The 26128-nt window shown below is 34.1% G+C and carries 26 protein-coding genes and 1 riboswitch; of the genes, 18 read left to right on the forward strand and 8 right to left on the reverse strand.

The window, feature by feature from the left end; all coding sequences use genetic code 11:
• Window positions 1-44: 44 nt before the first annotated feature.
• From MKY60_RS09175 to MKY60_RS09200, 6 genes are all read left to right on the forward strand, one after another.
• Window positions 45-1697 (forward strand): diguanylate cyclase domain-containing protein, encoded by a 1653-nt coding sequence (locus tag MKY60_RS09175; RefSeq protein WP_093494779.1) that lies wholly within the window; start codon window positions 45-47, stop codon window positions 1695-1697.
• 72 nt (window positions 1698-1769) lie between these two features.
• Window positions 1770-2444, forward strand: a complete 675-nt coding sequence (locus tag MKY60_RS09180) for a response regulator transcription factor (protein ID WP_093494780.1) — start codon at window positions 1770-1772, stop codon at window positions 2442-2444.
• Window positions 2441-3817 carry a HAMP domain-containing sensor histidine kinase gene (locus MKY60_RS09185; RefSeq protein WP_340929572.1) on the forward strand — a complete coding sequence of 459 codons (1377 nt, stop codon included), beginning with the start codon at window positions 2441-2443 and terminating at the stop codon, window positions 3815-3817. The genes MKY60_RS09180 and MKY60_RS09185 overlap by 4 nt, the downstream gene beginning before the upstream one ends.
• Window positions 3818-4079: 262 nt before the next feature.
• Entirely contained in the window at window positions 4080-6881 is a 2802-nt protein-coding gene (locus tag MKY60_RS09190; RefSeq protein ID WP_340929574.1) for a 2-oxoglutarate dehydrogenase E1 component, read from the forward strand.
• Between the two features lie 29 nt (window positions 6882-6910).
• Entirely contained in the window at window positions 6911-8143 is a 1233-nt protein-coding gene (gene odhB, locus MKY60_RS09195; RefSeq protein WP_241599825.1) for a 2-oxoglutarate dehydrogenase complex dihydrolipoyllysine-residue succinyltransferase, read from the forward strand.
• A gap of 241 nt (window positions 8144-8384) precedes the next feature.
• Window positions 8385-8831 (forward strand): GyrI-like domain-containing protein, encoded by a 447-nt coding sequence (locus MKY60_RS09200; protein ID WP_340879563.1) that lies wholly within the window; start codon window positions 8385-8387, stop codon window positions 8829-8831.
• Window positions 8832-9001: 170 nt separating this feature from the next.
• Here the strand turns inward: MKY60_RS09200 and MKY60_RS09205 are convergent, their stop codons facing one another.
• Both MKY60_RS09205 and MKY60_RS09210 read right to left on the reverse strand, forming a co-directional pair.
• On the reverse strand, window positions 9002-9316 hold the full coding sequence (locus tag MKY60_RS09205) for a DMT family transporter (protein ID WP_093494785.1): 315 nt from the start codon (window positions 9314-9316) through the stop codon (window positions 9002-9004).
• Window positions 9316-9657: a DMT family transporter gene (locus MKY60_RS09210; RefSeq protein WP_340879564.1), complete on the reverse strand. Its 342-nt coding sequence runs from the start codon at window positions 9655-9657 to the stop codon at window positions 9316-9318. The genes MKY60_RS09205 and MKY60_RS09210 overlap by 1 nt, the downstream gene beginning before the upstream one ends.
• Before the next feature lie 69 nt (window positions 9658-9726).
• Window positions 9727-9825: riboswitch (guanidine-I (ykkC/yxkD leader) on the reverse strand.
• 493 nt (window positions 9826-10318) lie between these two features.
• Here MKY60_RS09210 and MKY60_RS09215 point away from each other — a divergent pair.
• A complete protein-coding gene (locus tag MKY60_RS09215) occupies window positions 10319-10465 on the forward strand; it encodes a hypothetical protein (RefSeq protein WP_340929575.1) in 147 nt (48 codons plus the stop codon).
• Window positions 10466-10627: 162 nt separating this feature from the next.
• On the opposite strand, the gene ku is transcribed toward MKY60_RS09215, so the two are convergent.
• Complete coding sequence (gene ku, locus MKY60_RS09220) at window positions 10628-11455, reverse strand: non-homologous end joining protein Ku (RefSeq protein ID WP_093494788.1); 828 nt, start codon at window positions 11453-11455, stop codon at window positions 10628-10630.
• A 113-nt stretch (window positions 11456-11568) separates the two neighbouring features.
• Between ku and MKY60_RS09225 the strand changes: the two genes are divergently transcribed.
• The 6 genes from MKY60_RS09225 (at window position 11569) to MKY60_RS09250 (ending at window position 17498) form a co-directional block, all read left to right on the forward strand.
• A complete protein-coding gene (locus MKY60_RS09225; protein ID WP_340929576.1) occupies window positions 11569-13416 on the forward strand; it encodes a DNA ligase D in 1848 nt (615 codons plus the stop codon).
• Window positions 13417-13463: 47 nt separating this feature from the next.
• Entirely contained in the window at window positions 13464-13685 is a 222-nt protein-coding gene (locus MKY60_RS09230) for a transcriptional regulator (protein WP_093494790.1), read from the forward strand.
• A gap of 78 nt (window positions 13686-13763) precedes the next feature.
• A complete protein-coding gene (locus MKY60_RS09235; protein ID WP_269921057.1) occupies window positions 13764-13961 on the forward strand; it encodes a DUF6501 family protein in 198 nt (65 codons plus the stop codon).
• A gap of 53 nt (window positions 13962-14014) precedes the next feature.
• Entirely contained in the window at window positions 14015-14878 is an 864-nt protein-coding gene (locus tag MKY60_RS09240) for a MoxR family ATPase (protein WP_340929579.1), read from the forward strand.
• Window positions 14879-14887: 9 nt separating this feature from the next.
• Window positions 14888-16771, forward strand: coding sequence for a vWA domain-containing protein (locus tag MKY60_RS09245; protein ID WP_340929581.1), 1884 nt, complete (start codon window positions 14888-14890; stop codon window positions 16769-16771).
• Between the two features lie 154 nt (window positions 16772-16925).
• Complete coding sequence (locus tag MKY60_RS09250; protein WP_093494794.1) at window positions 16926-17498, forward strand: GNAT family N-acetyltransferase; 573 nt, start codon at window positions 16926-16928, stop codon at window positions 17496-17498.
• Between the two features lie 106 nt (window positions 17499-17604).
• Here MKY60_RS09250 and MKY60_RS09255 read toward each other — a convergent pair whose 3' ends face one another.
• The 3 genes from MKY60_RS09255 to MKY60_RS09265 all read right to left on the reverse strand — a co-directional run bounded on the left by MKY60_RS09255 (window position 17605) and on the right by MKY60_RS09265 (window position 19941).
• Entirely contained in the window at window positions 17605-18792 is a 1188-nt protein-coding gene (locus MKY60_RS09255; protein ID WP_340929582.1) for a toxic anion resistance protein, read from the reverse strand.
• The gene (locus MKY60_RS09260; RefSeq protein ID WP_093494796.1) at window positions 18764-19441 is read right to left on the reverse strand and encodes a 5-bromo-4-chloroindolyl phosphate hydrolysis family protein; all 678 of its coding nucleotides are present in this window, start codon (window positions 19439-19441) and stop codon (window positions 18764-18766) included. Before MKY60_RS09260 ends, MKY60_RS09255 begins: the two co-directional genes overlap by 29 nt.
• A 218-nt stretch (window positions 19442-19659) precedes the next feature.
• Complete coding sequence (locus MKY60_RS09265; protein WP_093494797.1) at window positions 19660-19941, reverse strand: acylphosphatase; 282 nt, start codon at window positions 19939-19941, stop codon at window positions 19660-19662.
• 154 nt (window positions 19942-20095) lie between these two features.
• Between MKY60_RS09265 and MKY60_RS09270 the strand changes: the two genes are divergently transcribed.
• The 4 genes from MKY60_RS09270 (at window position 20096) to MKY60_RS09285 (ending at window position 22422) form a co-directional block, all read left to right on the forward strand.
• On the forward strand, window positions 20096-20383 hold the full coding sequence (locus MKY60_RS09270; protein ID WP_241599834.1) for a DUF1033 family protein: 288 nt from the start codon (window positions 20096-20098) through the stop codon (window positions 20381-20383).
• Window positions 20384-20561: 178 nt separating this feature from the next.
• Window positions 20562-20762 (forward strand): cold-shock protein, encoded by a 201-nt coding sequence (locus MKY60_RS09275; RefSeq protein WP_090561394.1) that lies wholly within the window; start codon window positions 20562-20564, stop codon window positions 20760-20762.
• Between the two features lie 149 nt (window positions 20763-20911).
• Window positions 20912-21736 carry an STAS domain-containing protein gene (locus MKY60_RS09280; RefSeq protein WP_340879568.1) on the forward strand — a complete coding sequence of 275 codons (825 nt, stop codon included), beginning with the start codon at window positions 20912-20914 and terminating at the stop codon, window positions 21734-21736.
• 182 nt (window positions 21737-21918) lie between these two features.
• Window positions 21919-22422: a YkvA family protein gene (locus MKY60_RS09285; RefSeq protein WP_093494799.1), complete on the forward strand. Its 504-nt coding sequence runs from the start codon at window positions 21919-21921 to the stop codon at window positions 22420-22422.
• A gap of 151 nt (window positions 22423-22573) precedes the next feature.
• On the opposite strand, the gene MKY60_RS09290 is transcribed toward MKY60_RS09285, so the two are convergent.
• Both MKY60_RS09290 and msrA read right to left on the reverse strand, forming a co-directional pair.
• The gene (locus tag MKY60_RS09290; RefSeq protein WP_093494800.1) at window positions 22574-24175 is read right to left on the reverse strand and encodes an ABC-F family ATP-binding cassette domain-containing protein; all 1602 of its coding nucleotides are present in this window, start codon (window positions 24173-24175) and stop codon (window positions 22574-22576) included.
• Between the two features lie 313 nt (window positions 24176-24488).
• On the reverse strand, window positions 24489-25007 hold the full coding sequence (gene msrA, locus MKY60_RS09295; protein WP_090561385.1) for a peptide-methionine (S)-S-oxide reductase MsrA: 519 nt from the start codon (window positions 25005-25007) through the stop codon (window positions 24489-24491).
• Between the two features lie 144 nt (window positions 25008-25151).
• Between msrA and MKY60_RS09300 the strand changes: the two genes are divergently transcribed.
• Complete coding sequence (locus MKY60_RS09300; protein ID WP_340929583.1) at window positions 25152-26093, forward strand: LCP family protein; 942 nt, start codon at window positions 25152-25154, stop codon at window positions 26091-26093.
• The last annotated feature ends 35 nt before the right edge of the window (window positions 26094-26128 follow it).

The raw sequence follows: 26128 nt of genomic DNA on the forward strand, positions 1-26128 counted from the left end.
ATTAAATTAGCTTAGTATAGAACTTGACAGGAGTTTTTAAATAGATGTCTCAATCTTTCTTAAACCATACTCAATTTCATTTATTATATGATTTAGCCGATGAATATGTGTTCTTTATGCGAAAAGAAGATTCTTCTTATATATATGAGTTTATCAACAAAAAAGCAGAAGAGCTTTTTTCAGAAAATCCTATAGGGAAGACACTGGATGAATGTTTTAGTGAACTGCACAATAGAACCATTATTCAACATTATAATCGAGCATGCTTGCAAAAAAAATCTGTTTCCTACCATGATCATCATTGTGTACAAAGTGAAACAAATATAAATGAAACAACAGCTATACCCATTTACGAAAATGGAATTAGTTATATTTTAGCAACAACTAAAGAAGTTTCTCGGACACAGAATATGAAAGATTCTACCTATGTTTTGGAGTCTTACAGTAAAGCTATTAATGAAGTTGCATTAGTTGCGTTGACAAATCAGGATGGAATAATTGAAACAGTAAACGAACTATTTGAAACTACAACGAAATTTAAAAGAGAAGATGTGATAGGTAAAACATTTCATATGATAAATTCTAACTATCATGACGAATCTTTTTTCTCTAATTTGTGGGAAACGATAGGTAAAGGAGATATTTGGCATGGCCAAATACGTAATCGAACAAAGGATGGATCCTTTTTTTGGGTGAATGCGACCGTTGTACCCATTAAAAATGATTTAGGACAAATTGAAAAGTATTTAACTATACAATTTGATGATACGGAAAAGAAACGTATGATGAACGAACTTCGAAATATAGAGCGCTCCTTTAAATTAATTACAGAACACTCAAATGATTTAATAGCTATAACAGATGCAGAAGGTTACTTACTTTACTCCTCACCAAGTCATGAAACAATATTAAAATATGATAAAGAAGAATTACTAGGTAGTTATTATTTTAATCTGATAACAGATCAAACCGAAACAGTAAGTTTATCTAAGTTAAAGATGTTAGATAAGTTCCGAGTAGAACTTCTTCTACAAACAAAGGATGGAAACTCTATTTGGACGGATACATCAGTAACGACCGTAGAGAACACAGTCGATGATGAGAAGGAAAAATGGTTCGTTATTGTATCTCGTGAAATTACAGAGAAAAGAGCCTTAGAAGATAAGCTAAAGTTTATGGCCTATCATGATAGTTTAACTAGTCTACCAAATCGACGTTCTTTTTATGAAGACTTTCCAGTTTATATCTCATCTGTAAGTTCAGAGTTTCCGAATGTAGGGTTATTATATATTGATGGCGATAATTTTAAAGCGATTAATGATCAATACGGACATGATGTTGGGGATCAGTTTTTAACTCATTTTGCTGAAAAGCTTCAGAACAGTTTACACTATAAGTACAATGTATATCGAATTGGTGGCGATGAATTTGTCATAATCATTGATCAGATTGCAGATTACGTGAATGGAAGAAGCATTACAATTGAAGAAATTGTTCAGACAATCCAGCAAAACCTACGAAAAGGTTGGATTATAGAGGAGTCATACTTTTCGCCAACTTCGTCGATTGGGATTGCCATGTTCCCAAATGACGGCTCTTCCATAGACGAGCTATTAGATCATGCCGATCAAGCGCTATACATCGCAAAGAAGAATGGAAAGAACAATTATATATATACCAATGCCGTTCAGACTTAATAGAACGGCTTTTTCTTTCATTTGTCCTATGATAGGTGAACAAAGGAACAAGTATAGAAAGGAATGTAGGAGATGACACAACATATTTTATTAATAGAAGATGAAGTAAATATTGCGAAGTTTGTGGAGCTTGAGCTAAAGCATGAAAATTTTCTAGTTACTGTTTCTAATGATGGGCGAGAAGGAGCAGATTTAGCTTTAAATCATGATTACGATCTTATGCTAATCGATGTCATGCTACCAAATTTGAACGGATTAGAAATATGTCGACGTGTACGCAAAAAGAAAAGTACGCCTATTATACTAATCACTGCCAGAGACGCGATTATAGATCGTGTATCCGGCCTAGAGACTGGAGCAGATGACTATGTGGTGAAACCATTTGCTATCGAAGAGCTATTAGCAAGAATACGAGCAGTTCTAAGAAGGGTAGAGCCCTCAGCAGTAGATGGTAAAAGTGAATTGACAATCCAAGGTCTAACTATTGAACAGAAAGCTCATCAAGTCTTCTATGATGGAAAAGAAATTGAATTAACAAAAACTGAGTATGATATGCTCGTCTATTTAATGGAAAATTATAATATGGTGTTGTCTAGAGATGCCATTTTGGAAAAAGTGTGGGGATATGATGTTGAGGTTGAAACAAATGTAGTGGATGTATACATAAGGCATTTGAGAAAAAAACTGCCTGCTGAAATTGCTGCAATAATTGAAACGGTTAGAGGCGTAGGGTATGTTATGAGATGATTAGACATTGGACTTTACAACGAAAATGGACGTATGCTTCCGCGATTTCCATATTTTTAAGCTTTCTTATGATGTGTATTATATTATATTTTTCTCTTTTCAATTGGTTGCAAATTTCCGAGAAAAAAATTGCCCAGAATACATTAGATGAAGTTTCTCATTTTTTTATTTCTAATGGACCCATTATTTCCATACAAGATATTCAAAAAAATAGGACTTTACTCAAACAATTGGTCAATCAAAAACAATCGGTTCGTATCTTAAACGACGATGGCATAGAGATTCTTAGAATCAATGATGCAAGCGAGTTTCCAGAAACAAGTACATTCCAAACGGAGGAATTTGTTAGAGAAGAGATAGATGGAAAACTAGTTTTTCATAAGGTAGCAGAGATAGACTTTGGATTATTTAAAGGATATGTACAAATCTCTCATAGTTTAGAAAGTTTTTCTCAGCTCATGAATTATATATTAATTGCTATGGGCATATTCACAATCATTGCACTAGTTCTATCTGCGTTGATAGCCTTTGTACTATCCTCGATATTGCTGAAGCCAATTAAGGAATTAAGAGATGAGATGCAGCTTGCGAAACAGACTAAGTTCACCCAAAAAGTGAGTTTTCAATATGACAATGAGGATGAAATCGGAGAGCTTTTAAAAATTTACAAGGAATTGATGGATGAAGTATCTAAAACGATTACAAGACAAGAAGAATTTATCCAAAATGTTTCCCATGAATTACGTACCCCCGTACAGGTCGTGGAGGGGCACTTATCGCTATTGAATCGCTGGGGAAAAGAAGATCGCTCCATACTAGATGATTCCCTGGAGATATCCCTCTCTGAAATACAAAAAATGAAGTTATTAATCGAAGAAATGTTAAAGCTTGCAAAAAATGAGCATAATAACATGAAGGAAGCAACTACTGTAATAAATATCCTTCAACAGCTACAGCAAAGTTATTTACATTTATCAACTGGGACAACAATAGAAATTCTTGGAGATGAACAAATAAAAGTACCTGTTCCGCCTACTGCTTTAGAGCAAATTCTGCGTAATCTAATAGAAAATGCGATAAAATATAATGATAATCAACCATATATCAGGGTGATTGTTGCAAATTACACAGATCAAGTGCAAATTACAGTGGAAGACAATGGAGTTGGTATCAAAGATTCCTTGTTACCTAAAATTTTTGAACGCTTTTTTATAGTTGATGAAGCGAGAACTAAAAGTAATGGTGGTTCAGGGTTAGGATTAAGTATAACCAAGAGCTTGATAGATGAATACGGCGGTACAATTTCAGTGGAAAGTGAAAAAGGTAAAGGTACAAAATTTTACATTTTATTCCCTAAATTAACAAGTGAATAATGATTCAGTGTAAAAGTATAAAAAATATGACAAATTACTTTATTTTTTTGAAAAAAACCATTGTATTTTTTTCCTATAGTAGTAAGATTGAGATGGAAAAATTGTTCTTATATAAGGATAGTTTGAGATATATAAAAAAGAGGTAAACTATATACGTGTATTTGCGTGTATTATGTTCTATATATACTGGAACTTTTTTATCCATTAAAATGTATTTTTTTATAAATGCCTAGAAGGCACAAAATGTTGGAGGTTTTTTTAAATGTCGAACAATCAAACACCTTGGTCAGCTTTTTCTGGTCCGAACCTTGGTTATGTGATGGAGCAGTATGATGTATTTTTACAGTCTCCTGACGATGTAGATCCTGAATTAGTACAGTTATTTCAGCAATACGGTGCACCTAAGATTCCGGCTTCTGCTTCATCTAATAACTCTGATACACCAGCAGTCGAGCCGAATAATTTCGAGAAAGTGATTAACGCAATTCAGCTTGCAGATGCAATTCGCACTCATGGTCACTTAACTGCTAATATTTATCCATTAAATGATGGGCCAAAAGAAGATTCTAAGATGAATCTAGGTACTTATGGTTTAACTGAGCAAGATTTGAGAGAAGTACCTGTATCATTCCTAATCCGCAATGCACCAGCAAATATTATGAATGGATTACAAGCAATTGAACATTTACGTTCAATGTATTCTGATAAGATTGCATTTGAAATTGCTCATATTGTCAACTCAGATGAACGTGCTTGGTTACAAGAGAAGATAGAAAAAGGCAATGTGAAAGAAAAAATTTCAACTGAAGACAAAAAACAATTACTTAAACGTTTAACACAAGTTGAAGGATTCGAGAAATTCATTCATCGAACATTTGTAGGAGCAAAACGCTTCTCAATTGAAGGATTAGATTCTTTAGTATTATTAATGGATGAGTTAGTTCGTCAATCAGATAGAACAAAAACTAAGCAAGTAAATATTGGTATGGCACATCGTGGTCGTTTAAATGTGTTAACTCATGTTCTTAACAAACCATATGAAATGATGTTTGCGGAATTTGCCCATGTACCTACTGACTCTTTTTTACCAAAAGATGGTTCATTGGAACTTTCTGAGGGCTGGTTCGGGGATGTTAAATACCATAAAGGAGCAAGTTACCGCTCGCAATCTGGTTTAACAGTAAAACTTGCTTATAATCCTTCACATCTTGAAGTGGTTAGTCCAATTGTTACAGGTCAAACACGTGCCGCACAAGAAACAACTGATGCTGCTGGTTACCCTGTTCAAGATAAAAATGCTGCTTTTGCTATACTAGTGCATGGTGACGCTGCATTCCCAGGGCAAGGGGTAGTAACTGAAGTTTTGAATTATAGCAGAGTTCGTGGATATCAAACTGGTGGTTCTATCCATATAATTGCGAATAATATGATTGGTTTTACCACAGAACATTATGATTCACGCTCTACTAACTATTCTTCTGATCCAGCAAAAGGATATGAAGTACCTGTAGTGCATGTGAATGCTGATGATCCTGAAGCAGTAGTTGGAGTTGCTAAGTTTGCTCATGAATATCGCCAAAAATTTGGAAAAGATATTGTAATTGACTTATTAGGTTATCGTCGCTATGGTCATAACGAAATGGATGAGCCGCTAGTAACAAATCCTGCTATGTATCATTCTATTCATAAGCATCCAACTGTTCGTGAATTATATGGACAGCAGTTAGTGGAAGAAAGTTTAATGGATTCTTCAGAAGTTAAAACGTTGGATGAATCGGTTTTCGCTGGAATGCAACAAGCTTATGATCGTGTTAAAGAACTTCCACAATCAACGGCTCATGAAATTGTAGTACCTCAGGTAGTTTTAGATGGTATTCCAGAACTTCAAACAGGTGTTGAAGAAAGTAAGCTTGCTAAAATTAATGAAGAGTTGCTTACTTGGCCTTCTGATTTTAACGCATTCAAAAAATTAGCAAAAATATTAAAGCGCCGTGAAGAACCATTTAAAGGTAAGGGGAAAGTTGACTGGGGCCATGCAGAAACACTAGCATTTGCAACAATCTTACAAGATGGTAATTCTATTCGCTTATCTGGTCAAGATGCTCAACGTGGGACATTCTCACATAGACATTTAGTACTCCATGATGAAAAAACTGGAGCTGAATTAACACCAATTCATTCCATAAGTGATGGGAAAGCATCATTCGTTGTGCACAATAGTCCTCTTACAGAAGCGGCTATTCTAGGGTATGAATTTGGCTATAATTTAGAAGATAATAACTCACTAACTATTTGGGAAGCACAATACGGTGACTTCGCTAATATGGCTCAAGTAATGTTTGATAACTTTATCAGTTCGGCACGCGCTAAATGGGGGCTTAAATCTGGTTTAGTAATGCTATTGCCACATGGAGCAGAAGGCCAAGGATCCGAACACTCTAGTGCACGTTTAGAACGTTATTTACAACTAGCTGCTGAAAATAACTGGACTGTAGCCAATCTATCAAGTGCTGCTAACTATTTCCATATTTTACGCAGACAAGCAAAAATGCTTAAAGATGAAGCAATTCGTCCATTAATAATTGTTTCACCAAAGTCATTATTACGTCATCCTTTAGTTGGAGCGGATGTGTCTGAATTGACTACAGGTCAATTTGAAACAATTATTGAGCAACCAGGTTTAGGTGAACAAGTAGAAAAAGTAGAGAAAATTGTTTTTGTTAGTGGTAAACTTGCAATAGACTTGGCAGACAAAGTAAAAGATGGAGCAGATTTTGAATATGTTCATATTGTACGTGTTGAACAACTGTATCCATTCCCACAAGAAAAAATACAGGAAATTGTGTCTCGTTATCCGAATGTGAAGCAACTTGTATGGGCTCAAGAAGAAACACAAAACATGGGCTCTTGGAACTTTGCTCTACCATATTTATTAGAAATAGCAAAAGATCAAGAAATTACTTATGTTGGTCGAGTGCATAGAGCAAGCCCTGCTGAAGGTGACGGCGATACTTATAAAGTCGAACAAACGCGGATAATTGAAGAAACATTAAAGAGCTTATAAGTTAGGAAAGATAAGAGGAGGAAATTGAAGTGGCAGAAATTATTGTTCCAGAGTTAGCAGAATCGATTACAGAGGGTACCATTGCACAGTGGTTAAAACAACCGGGTGATACAGTTGAAAAAGGTGAGTTCATCGTAGAACTTGAAACAGATAAAGTTAATGTAGAAGTTATTTCTGAAGAAGCTGGAGTAGTAAGTGAACTTCTAGCTGCTGAAGGAGATACAGTACAAGTAGGGCAAGTAATCGCAGTAGTAGGAGCAGGTTCAGGTTCAACTGCATCAGCACCTGCACCTGCTGCACAGTCTGAGGCAAAAGAAGAGGTAAAAGCTACTGAAGCACCTAAAGCACCAGTTGCTGAGGAAACTACAAATGAGCAAGACCGCACTATTGCTAGTCCTGCAGCGCGTAAATTAGCTCGTGAAAAAGGCATTAATTTAAGTGAAATTTCACCAGTAGATCCAATGGGTCGCGTTCGTGTACAAGATGTTTCAGCTCATGGTTCTGCACCAACTCCTACAAAAGCAGCACCTGCATCAGCAGCAAGTGCTACAAAAGAAGATGACGGCCGAACAACTCGAGAAAAAATGTCTCGTCGTCGTCAAACTATTGCATCACGTTTATTAGAAGTAAGACAAAATACTGCTATGCTTACAACTTTCAATGAAATTGATATGACAAATGTTATGGCATTGCGTTCACGTAAAAAAGATAAATTCTTTGAGGATCACGATGTTCGTCTAGGATTTATGTCTTTCTTTACTAAAGCGGTAGTTGCTGCACTTAAAAAATATCCATACGTTAATTCTCAAATTGACGGAACTGACATTGTAAAAAATAATTTCTATGATATTGGTATTGCTGTTTCTACAGAAGGTGGTCTTGTAGTACCGATCGTTCGTGATGCAGATCGTAAAAACTTCTCAGAAATCGAAGCTAATATCGGGGAACTAGCTAAAAAAGCTCGTGATAACAAATTAGCTCTATCAGATATGTCTGGCGGTTCTTTCACTATCACTAACGGTGGGGTTTTCGGATCACTAATGTCAACACCAATTCTAAATGGTACACAAGTGGGTATTTTAGGAATGCATACAATCCAAAAACGCCCAGTTGCTATTGGAAATGAAATTGAAATCCGTCCAATGATGTACGTAGCATTATCTTATGACCACCGTGTAATCGATGGTAAAGATTCTGTTGGATTCCTGAAAACAGTTAAAGAGTTACTTGAAAATCCAGAAGATCTTTTATTAGAATCATAATATCTATAAAAAAAAGACTCCCAAATGGGAGTCTTTTTCTATAGAGATATTTGTTCTTGGATTAATACAAAAATCAGTTCTAGTTTTAATCTACCACCTATATTTCCAATACTTTAAAAAGTTCCAAAATTACTAGTTAAATAAGAAATCCAAAAGAAGGGTTTCTATATATTTGAGTAGAATAATAAGAGATATCTATTTAGTATGGCACAAATATATTAGGTTATTTGGAGGGGTTACGATGGAGTTTAAAAGTGTTAAGGTAGAATTTAAAGTGGTAGGCATTAAAGGCAGAGGGGCATTTGAGAACTTGAGTATAGAAGTCCCAAAACTTGCAAAGCAATTAATAAGTCGGTCTGACGAAATACAAAATCATCTAGGAATTGAAATTGCTCTATTTGAACCAAAAAGGGGTAGTGATCACCATGAGGGCGAATATTATGTGGGATTGAAAGTGAAAGATTCTTTAAAAGAAGTTCCTATTGGAATGGATTTTATTGAAATTGCTCACGATTATGTCTCAACTAGAGGGAAAATATCAAATATCGGTAATCTACATTCTCAGTTATTGAGGTGGGCAGAAGAGCAAGGTCATACACAAAACTTTGAAAGTTATATTGTAGAGACATATCATCCGATCGAAGAGGGAGAGGAAGAGGTACAGATTTACTTACCAATCTTCTCTTGATTCCATTCTCTAAGCTGTCAAAACATCTGTCTTTTATTCTTTACTGTAATATTGCTATTAACTATGAGTTTTTAATTAAGTACCTTTTATACTAGCTTCACGATTCATAGAATAATAATGAAGATAATTTGTAATAAAATAAAAATAAATTATCTTCATCATAAAATATCCTATGATACAAGTTTTAGACCTATTGCTGCACTTAAAACCATTCCTATAAAAACAAGTCTTCTCCAGTCTTTTGATTCATCATATAAAACCATACCTAGAATTGCTCCACCAGACGCACCAATTCCTGTCCAAATTGCATAGGCTGTTCCCATTGGTAGTGTTTTCATTGAATAAGCAAGAAAAATAAAACTAGCTCCAAACCCCAAAATTAATAAAATTATTGATTGCCATTTAGGATCCTGATGCAATCTATTTATCATTATTACACCAAACATTTCAAACACTCCCGCTAAAATTAAAGAAATCCATGCCATTAAGTTTCATCCCCTTTCTGAACTTTGTCCTTTGTAACTAATTTCAAACCAATTACTCCTACCAATAAAAGTAGAATTAAAAGTATCTTCTCCATTCTAAAAGGTTCACCAAGGAATAAAATTTCAGAAAAAACAGTCCCCGCAGTTCCTAATCCAACAAAAACAGCATATACAGTACCCACAGGAAGTTTTCGTCCTGCCATGATCATTACATAAAAACTGATGAATATAGCAATAATTGTTCCAGTCCAAGTCCAAAAGTCATCAGCATGTTTTAGACCAATCACCCATAATACTTCAAATAAAGCAGCAATATATACTTTAGTCCATTCAGTATTCATTAAAATACACCTCCAATTTTATAGTTTCTCAAAAAAAAAAAAAGCCTAAGAGATAACTGTAAAAACAGTTTCTCCCAGGCTTTTATCCTTCCGTGACACAGCATAGCCGTGAGTTTTCTCTCGGACCAGACCAACATTGACTGTAGCGGAACCCTAGAAAACATTTTACCTATGCAATTACCTTGTATTATACACACTTTTAAAATTAAGTCAATTAAATTTAACAATAGCATATATGTCTCCAAAACAACCCTGATTTATTTTATGAAGAAAAGTTGAGAATATCAATTGAAGGATTATTATGTAGCCAACCATTATCTCTAATATTACCTATTACTAAAAAAGAAATTAACTTAGGACTTATGTATCCTTAACGACAAGAGTAACTATCACGGATATCTTCATATCGTCATTTTAATCAGGGAAATTTTCTTTTATTTTAGATACTTAAAGAGTATTTCTAAACGTTGCATACAGTTGTATTTAAATTGTTAATGAATGTAGGAATGGGTTTCCCTTAATAATCTTGTGCTGGATAATTATGTTAATATTAGTATGAAATTAAGAAAATATTCCCCTATTCAAACGAGCCGGTTTAGTTCAATAACGATACGAGTTGTACACAATCAAAAAGGATAGAGTCAATGAAGAGACAAAAAAGATGGAAAAGAAACTCAAATGGAAAAAAATATTCGGTACTATTCATCTTGATGAATATCTTGTAGTTGAACATAATACGATGTATGGTTTTACCAATACACTTCTCTATACTACAAATCTAGAACATGTAATTGAATTCTTAGTATAAAAGAAACAAGGTCTGATGATCTGATTGCACTAAAGCTATAGAAAAATTCTAATTACAACATAGAAAGTTGAAAACGCAAGAATGCTAATTTAAGCATTTTTGCGTTTTTGAATTCTATTTAAAAATATATAAAAAAATTCTGTACAAAGGTCCTCAGATTCATCAAGAGGTTTTAGCTTTCGGAGCTCTTTTTCTTGTTGTAGGTTTTTTCTTTTTTGTATTGTCAAGAGAAGCTTGTAGTGCAGACATAAGATCTGTCACATTTGAAGGTAATTCTGTTTGTTTTTCGCTTGTCATTACAACATTATTTCCAGCCTTTTTCTCTTCTATTAGCTCCATCAAAGCAGTTCTGTATTCATCTGTGTATTTTTCCGGTTCAAACACTGTGGTTAATTGTTCTACAAGCATTAGTGCTGTATCCAGTTCTTTTTTTACTACAGTTTGTTCAGAGGGAATATTAGGTACATCTGCAGTATTACGGACTTCATCGGGAAAATGTATTGTTTCCATGATTAAAGTTTCCTTGTATACTCGTACGATTGCTAGTTGCTCTTTCGAACGAATCATAATTTTAGCTACACCAATTTTACCCGATTCATGGAGTGCTTCTCTTAAAAGTGAATATGCTTTTCCACCACCACTATCAGGAGCCATAAAATAACTTCGTTCAAAGTAAATAGGGTCTATTTCTTCTAATTTTACGAAGTCAATTATTTCTACAGCCTTATCCTCATTTTCTTTTTTCAGTTTTTCCAATTCCTCTGCATCTAAAATTACAAATTTGTTTTTAGAGTATTCATATGCCTTGACGATATCCTCATTCTTCACTTCTTGTTTGCAGCCTTCACAAACCTTTTCATAGCTAATTGGGGTATGGCAATCCTTGTGGAGTTGACGTAATTTAATATCCTTATTTTCTGTTGCTGCATGTAGCTTAATGGGGATATTAACTAAACCAAAGCTGATACTTCCTTTCCAAACTGTATGCATTATGCTCACCACTTTTTCATTTTCTTCTTACTATGCAATCTTTTACGTCTTTTATGTATCAAAAGTAGATTAAATATGAAAACTAAGAAAAAACTGTGGAGGTAGGAATATAAATGATGCCCATGCTTTTAACAGCTTCGACAGAAATTCCTGTAGGAAATGATTGGCTGTACGAAGCGAAATATGATGGATTTCGATGCATTTTGGAATGGGATAATGAGCCTTTACTTAAAAGCAGAAACGGAAAATTGCTAAACGATATGTTTCCAGAGATTATTAAATTCTGTAATGAAATTTATAATAAAATCAAATCTTTTTTACCACTAACAATGGATGGGGAAATAGTATGTTTAATAAATAACTTTCAAAGTGACTTTTCAAAGGTGCAAACTAGAGGAAGAATGCAAAATTTCGAGACCATTAAGAATAATGCAGAAATATTTGCTTGTCATTATATTGTGTTTGATTTACTCAAATATAAAGGTAAGGATTTAACTAAACTTTCATTGATAAAGCGAAAGCAACAGATGGGTCGACTGTTTAACAAAGTTCAGTTGCCTATATCTATAAATTATCAAGATATAAATAAGCTACAGATGATTGATGTTTATGAGGAAAATACATTATTGTGGAATACAATAGTCTCAAATAATGGGGAAGGCTTAATCGCTAAACAAAAAAGCAGTACATGGAATAGCGCGGAACGCACTAAAAAATGGTTGAAAATTAAAAACTGGAGATTTATTAGTGTCATTTTAACTAAGTACGATAAAAATAATGGATTTTTTCATGGTGCACTTTATCAAGAGGACTCATTAGTTGAAATCGCTACGTTTCGTCACGGACTATCCGAAATGGAGTTAAGTACCTTAACAGAATTATTTCAAACGAATGGAACAAAACTATCCAATAATATTTGGGAGTTAGAACCGTCTATTTGCATAGAAATTGCCTGTATTGATTTTGATGGTAAAAAGTTAAGAGAACAAAGATTCCATTCGTTTAATCTGAATAAACCTATACAGGATTGTAATTGGCAACAAATGCAAAAGCAGTTATATCCTTTACCATCATCTACTAAAATAACACATCCTGATAAACCTATATGGCCAGATGCGGGAATACTAAAAGATGATTACCTTTTATATCTACAACGCATATCGCCATATATTTTACCTTTTTTAAAGGATAGGCTTCTTACTGTAATTCGTTTTCCGCATGGTGTAGCAGGTGAAAGCTTCTATCAGAAAAATAGTCCAGATTATGTTCCGGATTTTGTTATGACAAAGCAAATAGAAGATATTAAATATATTTTATGTAATGATTTAGATACCTTACTTTGGTTAGGAAACCAGCTTGTATTAGAATTTCATGTTCCTTTTCAAACTGTAAATACGACTAATCCTACAGAGATTGTATTTGACTTGGATCCACCCTCGGTTCATGAGTTCTCATTAGCAGTGGAAGCTGCTCAACAGATGAAAGTTATATTTGATCAATTTCAGCTTAAATCCTATGTGAAAACCTCTGGTGGAAAAGGAATTCAGATATATGTTCCACTAGAGGAGGATAGTTTTTCATATGAAGAAACTGGTATTTTCACTAAGTTTATATCAGAGTTTTTAGTGGAGCAGGAACCAAAATGGTTCACTACTGAAAGGTTGAAAAAGAATCGTGGGAATAAATTATATTTGGATTATGTTCAACATAAAGAAGGAAAAACTATCATTTCTCCATTTTCACCAAGAGGGAATAATTTGGGACTTATTGCGACTCCATTGAAATGGGAGGAGGTTAGAGAGTCCTTGAGACCAGATGAATTTTTGATTCCACATGTGTTAGATCGTATAAAATATGAAGGAAATCCTTTTCAAAATTTCCGAGTGGAAACGGAAAATGAAAGATTTGCGATTGTATTAAACCAATTAAAAGAACTTGTAAAAAATAAGCAGAAATCGTAGATGAAAAAACGTACGTTCGCATACACTGTAAAAAGGAGGGAACAATTGTGGGAAATGATTTGGTTAAATATTTAAATCGCGGTTGGATTGTCGATATGATGTATATCTCAAAAGTTGGTGAAATAAGTAAGCGTAAAATTAGGTTATTAAAAGTACAAGGAGATTTATTCCATGCATACTGTTTTAAACAGCATGCGAAACGAACATTTAGAATTGATAATGTGCTAGCAATTGTTCCCATAATAAAACCGGAAAGAGGAACTATATAATTTTCTCCTCTTTTCGTTCAATGATTAATTGAAAAAAGTTCTCCTGAACCGTATACTAGTTATAAAGGAAGTGGTTATATGATACATACTAATTGGGCTACAAAGCCAACTATCAAAACAGTGACGTGTTCTCATACAGATGCTAAAAAATTTCTTGTGAGTAATGTACTTACCGTTGGAAAAACATATGAAGTTAAAAATGAAACAGAAGAATTTATATTTGTTATTGACAACACTGGAAAAGTTGGCGGTTACTACAAAGAATATTTTCAATAAAAAAACCGATGTGAACTCATCGGTTTTTTTTCATAAGGAGACAAGAGTAGAATATGGTAGACATCGTAAAGGTAGAACAACAGAAGAGATTAAATAGAGTACATATTGAACAAGACAGAGCACTTATTGGAGCTGGTGGATATCTTTCGCCAGAAGAACATTTACTAGAGGACGTGCTTATCGCTGTTTCTTTAAAAAAGCCAGTTTTGCTAAAAGGTCCAACCGGTGCAGGTAAAACAAAGCTTGCTGAAACAGTTTCAGCTTTCTTTACTCAGCCGATCCAAAGTATAAACTGTTCGGTGGATTTAGATGCGGAGGCTTTACTAGGATTTAAAACAATCGTAACTAATGATGGTGTGAGTGAAATTGATTTTGTTGATGGTCCTGTAGTTGAAGCGATGAAGAAAGGACATATTTTATATATCGATGAGATCAATATGGCTAAATCAGAGACTCTTCCTATATTGCATAGTGTGCTCGATTATAGACGCATGCTAACAAACCCTTTTACTGGAGAAGTTATAAAGGCACATCCTGATTTTTCGGTGATTTCTGCGATCAATGAAGGTTATATCGGCACAACACCCATGAATGAAGCACTAAAAAATCGTTTCGTAACCTTTTCCGTTCCTTATATATCCGGTGAGCATCTTGAAAAACTATGGCAGGAGATGTTCCCAACAGCACCGAAGACATTACATACTCTTATGTTAAACCTAGCAGATGATTTGATGGAACAAGTAAAACAAGGTTTGCTTTCAGAGGAAGCGGCATCTATTAGAAGTTTGCTATATGCAACAGAATTGGCATTATATATGGATCCAGTAAGAGCTATAACTTATGCTATCGCTGAAAAGCTAGAGGATGACCAAGAAAAACAACTTGTGTTAGCATTGGCTTCTTCTTGGATAAAGTGAGGGAAATAAATGGATTCAGTTGACAGGTTTATACAGTTCAATAATGAAACTATTGATGCAAGACAGCTAATGCATTATGAAAATGTTGCAAAAGCTTTAACAAAAAATACGTTATTAGCAATAAATGAACGAAAACTAATCGAATTTCAACCTGTGGATCAAACTATTTCTATAAGTGTGTTTTGGAGACATCGGGATGAACAAGTGATGCATGAAGGTAGATTGTCCGATATTTTTCTGATGTCAGAAGGATTTTGGAAGTATTTTGATGTGCTAATATGGCAGGATTTTCTAGAAGAAAAACCAACTGAACTATCAAAATTCATGGATCAGTTATTATTTTGTATAGAAGAATTTCGACTGGTTGAAGTGGTTCAGGAAAAAAGAGTTGGTACGCAAAAAACATTTAAAACTCGCATAAAAACATATTTGGATTTTCATAAACAGCAGCTACGTGTAAATATACAGAAAGGTTTCTTAGCAGATGCTTTTATCAGTTATTTATATATTTCCCTATATGAGGGCACGATGTATGTACAAGGACCAGATTCGTTTAAGCTAGCAAATAATATTATTCAAAAAGTATATGAATCTAAAACAACTCAGCAGTCTATTGATTTAGTTTTTCAGCTGTATTTTCTTTTAAACGAATATGTGAAAGAGGATAGCTTACTGCAATATTACGCAATTATTTCTTACACCAGTTTACCACCAAAGGATTTTCATTATCATAGAGGGGTAAAAAACGCTGAACTCGGTGAAGAAGATAAGAAAGATACGATTGAAGAGATATTTAGATCTTGGCATCGGGAAAATGAGCAGGAGAATGGAGTCCACCTTCAATATGAACTTGAGCATGGAAGAGATGGAAAAGCAGAACAAGCCATTGAGGCTGAGGAAGGACAAGAAGGTCATGAGATTACGATGACTGGTAAAGGCCAATCTAGCGGAAATAGTAAGGTAGGACAGGTGGATCAATCCTCTAATGATCAATCCAGTGATTTGAAAAAAGCTGGTAAGTCTTTCGGTAAAGAACATATAAACGTCGTTTATAAGGAACAGCGTATTGCAATCACTGACGCTTCTGACAATAAGAATCTACTATACAAGTATCGTCAGGAGCATGCACCATTTCTAAAGGCTTTTGTGCAAGAAATGAAAAAACGTTTAGATCAAAAGCGAATAGATAAGCGTACAAACCTTACAAAAGGGAGATTATCTACAAAATTGACGCCTCTTTGGACAGATGAAAGACCTAAACCTTTTTATAAAAAAGATGCTCCGAGTATCCAGTTAAATGCCGTATTTGGTTTGTTAGTAGACGGATCTGCTTCTATGCAAGACAAAATGGATGAAACTAAAAAGGCAGTTTTACTTTTTCATGATGTATTAAGAGAGCTGAAAATTACGCATGAAATTGTACTTCATTATGAAGATGCCTATGAAGCAACGGAAATTTCCCAACCAAACGCATTTGAATGGATTCATAAGTTAGAGGATGGTCAAATGGATAACGGTTTAGACATTCTTTCCATGATTGCCCATGAAGATAACAGAGATGGCTTTGCAATAAGATGGCTGGGGAAACGATTAGAGAATAGAGCAGAGAATCATAAGTTCCTGCTTGTATTTTCGGATGGGGAACCCTCTGCATTTGGTTATGCCCAGAATGGTATTATGGATACCGCAGAAGCAGTGTTAGAGCAAAAGCAGCTTGGTATAAACGTTTTACATCTATTTTTAAATGATCATGAGGCTACAGAGGAGCAATTGAATTTGTTTCGCTTAATTTTTGGCAAGAAATCAGCAACTGCTTCTTCCTTAGAAAAGTTTTCCGAGGAAACACTTAGATTACTACGCAAAATGCTCCATCTTGTTGTGCAAGGTTCCTAAGAAAATAGAGAATTACTGTTAGAGAGAGCTTAATATGTTTATGACCCGGAAAATAGGGAATAAATATAATCGAGGATTTTTCTCGGCAATTTTGTTTCTCTAAAAAAATAAAAAAACCGAGCAAAATACAATTTTGGAAGGAGAAATGTTCCGAATGAATTGGTATGAAAAGCTCAATCAATACTTTCCGGTCGATGAGATGAAATCAAGAGATCATATGGAAACACTTTTAGCTGAAAAGGGAAATGTTTATATAAAAGATGAGGGGCCAAAGCATGTATTAATGTACGTTGAATTTGAGAACTTCGTCTTTGTGGATTATTTATTTGTTTCTAAGGAAGCTCGGGGAGAAGGCCTTGGACGGAAATTATTGAATCAATTAAAAGAAAAAAATAAGGTAATTCTATTGGAAGTAGAGCCTATTAACTACGAAGATTCGGATTCAGAAAAACGTCTAAGATTTTATGCACGTGAAGAATTCAAACATGCTACCCGTATTGGTTATTCAAGACGTTCTCTTGCAACAGGTGAAAATACTATTTTGGAAATTTTATATTGGTCGCCATCAGATGAAGATGAGTATGCAATTTATGAAGCAATGAAATGGACGTACGAAAATATCCACACTTATAAAGATGAGGATTTTTATGGTGATTCCTATGATGCTTCCCATGAAGTAATAGTTTTTAATGAAGAGAGTAAGAAAAACATGTTAAAGTCATTCTGAAGATTATTGCGACATAAAAAAGAATTCATTTAAAATCAAGATGATTTTAAAATGAATTCTTTTTATTTGTGGTATATGTGTTATCAAATCAACGGCGCTTCATATATTAGGAAGAGCGGTTTTTAGACTGGTCAGCTATAAGAAGCAGACGTTGTTTCAATTCTTCTTCCATACGACCAATTTCTATTTCTGCCGCTTTACGTTTTACGCGTCCATCTGCTTGTATACGCATAGTTTCTTCAATTGTTTGTAATAAGTTTTCCTGAGTTTTTTTCAATGTATCGATTTCTACAATACCTCGTTCATTTTCTTTTGCAGTTTCAATGCTATTAACTTTTAGCATCTCAGAGTTTTTAAGTAATAGGTCATTCGTTGTTTGAGTTACTTGTTTTTGTGCAGCAACAGCTTTTTGCTGCCGATTTAAAGTTAAAGCTATAGCGATTTGATTTTTCCAAAGTGGGATAGATGTCATAATAGATGACTGTATTTTTTCGGCAAGTGTTTGGTTTGTTTGTTGGATCATACGTATTTGTGGTGCACTTTGAATTGTTATTTGTCGAGATAACTGCAAATCATAAACTCTCTTTTCTAATCGGTCGACAAATTGAGCCATGTCATTTACTTCTTGAAATGCCATTTGATCTTTAGATAGCTCTGCTTTACGCCTTAACTCTGGAATAGTGACGTTTACTATATCATCTCGCTTTAATTCTGCTGCAGCAATGTAGACGTTTAATGCCTGGAAATAAGTTTTATTTTGATCGTAGAGTTTATTGAGCATTTGAACATCCTCAACAAGTCCCCGTTTGGAATGCTCCAATTGAATACCAATACGGTCTACTTGTGTACTAAGTTTCTGATACTTAGTCATTAGTTCTTGAACGGAGCGATTGACACGACTAAACAATTTTTTAATACCCGACTTTTTCTCGGTGGATAGCTCCTCTGGATTAATCTCAGATAATTTTTTCATTAAATCACTTAAAATATCTCCAACAGGCCCTATATCCTTCTTTTGAACATGATCTAACATTTGGTGAGAAAACCGTGTAAGCTCCGACTGTGCATTAGCACCATAAGTTAGAATGGCTTCATAGTCACCAGCAGGAATCTGCTCTGCTAATTGTCGAGCCTTTTGTTGTTCCGCTTCTGTTAATCGATCTATCAATTTAGTTGGAGTAGCTTCTGTTTCTGTAGAAGCTGCTTGTGTTTTAGTAGTATCCAAATTAAATGGACTAGATAATAATTCGTCCATTAATATATCTTCACTTGTATTCGATAACTTTTCGCTCATCTTCTGATTCTCCTTCTAAATATAAAGGTTTTTCCTTTGTTTTAACGGATAATTTTGCAAAGTCTAATTCCATCTTAAGGTGCTCTACATCAGAGGCAAGTACATTGTTTAAATCATCTTCCATGACTGTACTAATTGATTCTAATGTATCTCTTGTATCTTGTAATGCTAACTTCATATCCTTGTTTTTCACCGGTTGTGAAACTAGTAGCGTATATTTTGACGTTAGTTCTACAGCCGAATCTAAATGTGCATAAAAGAAATTTTCTGCCTGATAAAATTTCTTCGGATTAGATTTAACAAGTGATATAATTCGTTTCGCTAATCGATTCATCTCAAATAATTGTTTAAACGAACTAATAGAACGTACCTTCAAATATTGACTATTTAGCGCTTTTATCTTTTTATTTGCTTCTTTTAATTGCTGTTGGATATGGAAATACTCAGAAAGGGTCATTTGATGTTTTTTCATAATTCTTCTTTGTTGTATTTTCTTTATCGCAAAATTAGTGACAATATATACACCTATAGCTAAAGCGGAACTCCAAAAAAATCCACTTTCGATTGAAAAAAAGAAAACAAACCAAGAAGTTATCATGATCGGTATATTTAAGCAATGGCGTATGAAGGTTTGAATTACTTCACTCATGATGTTACCTCCTTTTATCCCGTATTAACGGGCAATAATTATCCCACTTAAAGTTTTGGGCCAAAGTACCAAGCATTAGTGGGAGATAACTGCCCGTAAAAGCCTGAATGGCTCAACTGACAATCAGTGGGTTTGAAAAACCCCATCGATTGAAGTTTCACTTTTTCTATACTATTATATACGATTCAACCAGAAGAAGGTTTCATTAACATAAAGATTTAAACGATATCTGACTCCATTGTGGTATAACCTTTTAAATCATCATAGAATTCAATACTAAATGCATTTGTTTGAGATAAAGGTGAAACACCTTTTTGAATATATTCTAAAAACTCTTCTAACTGTTCTGAATCGCCTTCTATATCAATAACGATAAGTTTGTCGTTCGTCTGTTTGCAGCTACCTTTTAATCCAAGTGATTGAGCTTTTTGTTTCACTAGAAATCGAAAACCTACTCCATCCACATCCCCGTGCATTTGAATAAAAGCTCGCTTTTTCATAACTAAGTCTCCTAACTTGTAAATAATAATGGTATCTATAACTTAACTGAAAAAGTAGGAATTTTCAATTTATAAATTCCTAAGCCGTTTAAGTAGACATTTTATATTGGAGAAGTAAAATATGAGTTAATAAAAAATGTTAGAGGCGATGAAAATGTATGAAGTAATTTACATGAAGGCAGACTACGAGCCCTGGTGGCTTTTTGAAGGTTGGGAACAGTATATCGTAGAAAAGCATGTTTTTGAAAATGAAGCAGAGGCAAAATCCTTTTTAGATAGTAAACTCGTGGAATTGCGGGAGATGTTTCCAAAAGAAACAAATAAGGATGAGAAATACTGGGCTTTTTGGTCAGAAAAAGAGGTATGTTTTTGTGATTCTTGTGACGATGATTTACAAATATATCATGGACTAATATGGAATGAAACGCAACAAACTATTTAGAATTGCGAAAATATTCATTGACTAAATTCTAGCAACTGATATAATTTAATTAACAATTTAAGTGAAAAATACCGTATTAATTATTCACATATCCTATGAAGTGATCGATGTGAGATCGGTACTTCATGGAATATGTGAATTTTTTTCACGTATTGATTAATTTTTTGGAGGTAATAGAATGAAACAAGGCACAGTTAAATGGTTTAACGCAGAAAAAGGTTTTGGTTTTATCGAAGTAGAGGGTGAAAACGACGTATTCGTACACTTCTCAGCAATTCAAGGAGAAGGCTTCAAATCACTTGAAGAAGGACAAAAAGTTGAATTTGAAGTAGTTGAAGGTAACCGCGGACCTCAAGCTGCAAACGTTACAAAACTATAAGAGTACAGAGAAGTACACCGTTAGGGTGTGCTTCTTTTTCACATTTTATAGTTTTATACATACTCAGATAGATTAAATATTAGTAGGTTTAATTATTTTCACCGAGGGTATAAAGAGCTTAGTTTATTATTTTCATAGGTGGAATAATTTTGGATGAGGCATTACTTGATCATAAATTGAAAGAATATTTGCAGGCAAACAAACAAAATTTTGAAGAGTATTTATTGAACCAAGCTGTGAATGTTAGAGAGAAAATCGATGATATATTAAAAGTTGGAGATATCGATCTGATCAATAATGCTCATAATCTTATTCATCTTATTATTGATGGAAATGAGCAGGATAAACTTAGTGCATTTTCAAGGCAAGAGGGTATTGCATGGGCTACATTTTCCTTAACATTATCGTTTAAGTTGGAGTGGATTCAAGCGATTAGGAGAACGATGTGGGCTTTTATTCAAAAATATAGCAATGAAGTACAACTAATTGCTATCGACGACTTTTTTGAGTTAGAAAAACAAATTAATAATCAAATAGATTACTTTTTAAATGAATTCTTTATTAACTACTCAACATATAAAGATGCCCTTATTTCCTCACAACGAAAAGAAGTGGAAGCGCTTTCGGTTCCGATAATACCGATTACGCCAACTATATGTATCTTACCTTTAATCGGATCAGTGGATACTTATAGAACAAATATAATGGAGGGAAAAATACTAAACGAGATTGGTCGTTTACACATTCAAACATTAATAATGGATTTATCGGGAATATCGAAAATGGAAATAGAGGTAATAGATCATTTAATGAAAATTATTTATGGTACTTCGATGATGGGCTGTGATACAGTTATTACTGGTTTAAGACCGGATGTTGTTAGACAAATGATTCAATTAGGTATTAAGTTTGATCAAGAAACAAAAACCTATGCTACTCTGCAACAAGCATTAAACCAATACTTAATTAAGTAAAGAATAGGTGGTTCGTGAAAATAGATACGAATCACCGTTTAATAATTTTTCGGAGTTATCTATTTCCTAACTTATAAGTTCTCTTAGCCCTTGTATAAAATTTTTGAGTAGTTTAAGAAATGCTTATAATGTTTCAAATTGTCTTTTTTTTGGTATAGTGAAAAGAGGAAGGGGATATGGCGATGAATGTAGAACTCAAGAAAGAGCTACCAACTTATGAGGAGCAGCAAGACTTCTATATAAAATTACGTTCTAAGATCACAGATTATGTAGAAAGTAAATCGGGGAAAGCAGGGAAGTTTACTCCATATCTTCTGTTTGCGCCGGATTTATTTCATTTATTAGTGAAGTCGATGTTTGATGAACGATTAGATGCCAAAAGTAAAACACTCGTTGGTAGTGGGATTTTGTATTTCATCACTCCTTTAGATGTATTACCTGAAGGATTAGTTGGACCAGGTGGGTTTATAGACGATATAATTGTAGCTACTTTTGTAGTCAACATGTTATTAAATAAATTTAAACCAGAAGTGATTGAAGAACATTGGGCAGGGGACGATAAATTATTGAACGTCCTGAAGAATATCTCAGAAACAAGTGATTCATTACTAGGTAAATTACCAACAAGGTCATTACTCGGTAGATTTATTAAGACTTCAAAAAAGGACAGATTAGTTAAAAATTAATCCTTTCAAAAAATTTTACTTTGATTACTTTCATAATTTGTTATAACAACAAACCAGAAGAGATTAACTAAGATAGAACGAGAGTATTACAAAAAAAGAGTACAGGATCATGACACAATGTCACAATCCTGTACTCTTTATTTCATCTATCTTATAAGTTTTGTGTTTCTTTCCACTCTAAGAATTCATCGTAAGTCAATTGTTTATCTAAGATAGATCCGTCATCACGAATTTCGATTACGCGATTTGCAATTGTTTGGATGAATTGATGGTCATGTGATGTGAATATCATAGCACCCTTGAATAATGTAAGTCCATTATTCAATGCTTGAATAGATTCAAGATCTAAGTGGTTCGTTGGTTCATCTAGTAATAATACATTCGATTCCGAAAGCATCATTTTTGAAAGCATACAACGTACTTTTTCTCCACCAGAAAGAACAGAAGGCTTTTTCTTTACTTCTTCACCTGAGAAAAGCATACGGCCAAGGAATCCTCGAAGGAATGTTTCGCTTTCATCATCTGGAGAATATTGGCGTAACCAGTCTACTAATGAAGGCTCACTACCTTCAAAGTATTTTGCGTTATCAAGCGGGAAGTAGGCACGTGTTGTAGTAATACCCCAACGTATTGATCCTTCTTTTGGTTCTTCTTCTTCAGCTAAGATACGTAATATAGCTGACTTCGCTAATTCATCACCTAAAAGAATAATTTTGTCTTCTTTATTCATAGTGAAGCTTAAATTAGAGAATAGTTTTTTGTCTTCTGTTGAATGACCTAAATCTTGAACTTGTAATACATCATTACCGATTTCACGTTTCATCGCGAAATTTACATATGGATATTTACGAGATGATGGTCTAATATCATCTAGTTCTATTTTGTCTAGCATTTTCTTACGAGATGTTGCTTGTTTTGATTTAGAAGCATTGGCACTAAATCGAGCAATAAATGCCTGTAGTTCTTTGATTTTTTCTTCTTTTTTACTATTTTGATCTGAAGCTAATTTAGAAGCTAATTGACTCGATTCATACCAGAAATCATAGTTTCCTACGTAAACTTGAATTTTACTGAAATCTAAATCCGCAATATGTGTACATACTTTGTTCAAGAAATGACGGTCATGGGATACAACAATTACAGTATTTTCAAAGTTAATGAGGAAGTCTTCTAGCCATTGGATAGCTTTAATATCTAAATGGTTAGTAGGCTCATCTAGTAAAAGTACATCTGGTTTGCCAAAAAGGGCTTGAGATAGTAGAACTTTTACCTTTTCTGAACCAGTTAAGTCAGCCATTTTCTTTTGGTGCATGTCATCAGGAATACCAAGACCTTGTAAGAGTATTGCTGCTTCTGATTCAGCTTCCCATCCATTTAAATCAGCAAATTCACCTTCTAATTCGGCTGCACGCATACCATCTTCATCTGAAAAGTCTTCTTTCATATAGATAGCATTTTTTTCATTCATTACTTCATATAAACGTTTATGCCCCATCATAACTGTCTCTAAAACAGTGTGTTCTTCGTATTCGAAGTGATTTTGTTTTAAAATAGCTAAACGTTCATCTGGATTCATAATAACATTACCTTCTTGCGGTTCAATTTCACCAGACAAGATTTTGATAAATGTTGACTTTCCAGCTCCATTTGCACCAATCAAACCATAACAGTTTCCTGGTGTAAACTTTATATTTACGTCTTCGAACAATTTACGATCACCAAAACGAAGACTTACGTTACTTACTGCAATCATGCTAGTACCTCCTAAAATTCACAATGAACTTATTATAACATGAAATATAAACAAAATACAGAATCCCTTTGTTAATGAGGGTTAGGGCAAATATTCTGGCTTTAAGCCTCTATTTAACAGGTTTTGTCTGTTTATGAGCGGACTGGGGTGTCTCCCTTATCCAACTTTTCATCTAACGAGAATAAAGGACTGCAAGACAATGATGAAAACCACTTCAATTTTGAAGTGGTTTTCGTCTAAATTTTATTTCTTCTTTATTAACCGATGTCTTCCAAAATTTTGGAGGTACTTTCGTTGGTGTAGATCTAAAATTCTATTTCCAATTTTTTTCTATAAACTCATCTCTACCTGATTGTGCACGATCCTCTTTATAGTGAGTTGGGCTTTTCTTATAATAGTCTTGATGATACTCTTCTGCCTCATAAAATGTTTTAGCATCACGAATTTCGGTAACAATAGGTTTAGAGAACTTCCCACTTGCTGCAAGTTGTTCTTTCGATTGCTCCGCAAGCTCTCGTTGTTCATCTGAATGAATAAATATAGCAGTGCGATATCTTTCTCCTCGATCTTGGAACTGACCGCCATCATCGGTAGGATCAATTTGTTGCCAAAATATTTCTAATAGCTTTTTGTAGGAGAAGATGCTTGGATCAAATTGTATTTCTACCACTTCTAGATGACCAGAATCTCCTTTTTTTACGTCTTCGTAAGTAGGGTTATCAAGATGACCACCCATATATCCTGAAGTTACCTTATGTATTCCGTCCCAAGTGTCAAATGGTTTTACCATGCACCAAAAACATCCGCCTGCGAAAGTTGCTGTTTCTACCATGATCTTTCCTCCTATTATTCTCACTAATTGATGTATTGTCTTATGTAAAATAGATTTTACCACTTGTTTAGTAGTAGTACAAAAATCTGAAACTTTTCTTAACTGAAATACGTTATTATTAGGGTATAAAGGGGAGATTTCAAGATGGAAGAAGAATTACAACAAACTAGAAGACGTAGAAGAAAAAGACGTCCAAGAATAGGACGTATGCTTTTTGTTATTTTATTATTTTTGGCTGTAGGAGTTGGTATTTATACATTTACACAATATTCTAGCGGTTATAAATTAGCTGACACAGATAAAAAAGAACCAATGGACTTTAAAGGAGATGTACTTAAGCAAGGTGAACGAGAAAACATCTTGGTTTTAGGTGTAGATTCCAGAGGGGAAGACAAAGCTCGTACAGATACTATGATGATTTTTTCTTGGGATAAGCAAAATAATGATGTTAAGGTAATCTCTTTCATGCGTGATATATATGCCGATATCCCTGGGAATAAATCCTATAAATTAAATACAGCTTTCTATTTAGGGAAAGTACAGTTATTGAAAGATACTATGAAAGAGATGTTCGATTTACCAATTCATCACTATGCATTAATCGATTTTAGTAGCTTTGAATCCCTTGTTGACATAATTGCACCGAATGGAGTTCCAGTTAATGTAGAGAAGGACATGTCAGAGAAAATTGGTGTTACATTAACCAAGGGGCAACAGAACTTAAATGGACAAGAATTGCTCGGTTATGCTCGTTTTCGTTCGGATGCTGAAGGAGACTTTGGACGAGTTGGAAGACAACAGTTGGTAATGGAAATCTTAAAAGATGAGCTATTATCCATAGAAAATATACCAAATTTACCTAAATTCATTGGCGCAACAGAGGGATATATCCAAACAGATTATTCACGCTCTGACAAAACAAAACGAGTATTAGATGCACTAGTAAGTGGTAAGTTAGAAATGGAAAAAATGACAATTCCAGTGGAAGGAACATATTCATTTAAGCGCTATAGTCATGCTGGGTCAGTCATTGTACTCGACGAAGAGAAGAACAAAAATGCAATTACAGAGTTTTTAGAAAAATAACTTGCTTCAAGATTGCCATATTTATTTTTCCTCCG

Origin of the sequence: Psychrobacillus sp. FSL K6-1415 (genome assembly GCF_038003185.1) — a bacterium.
GTDB lineage: Bacteria > Bacillota > Bacilli > Bacillales_A > Planococcaceae > Psychrobacillus > Psychrobacillus psychrodurans.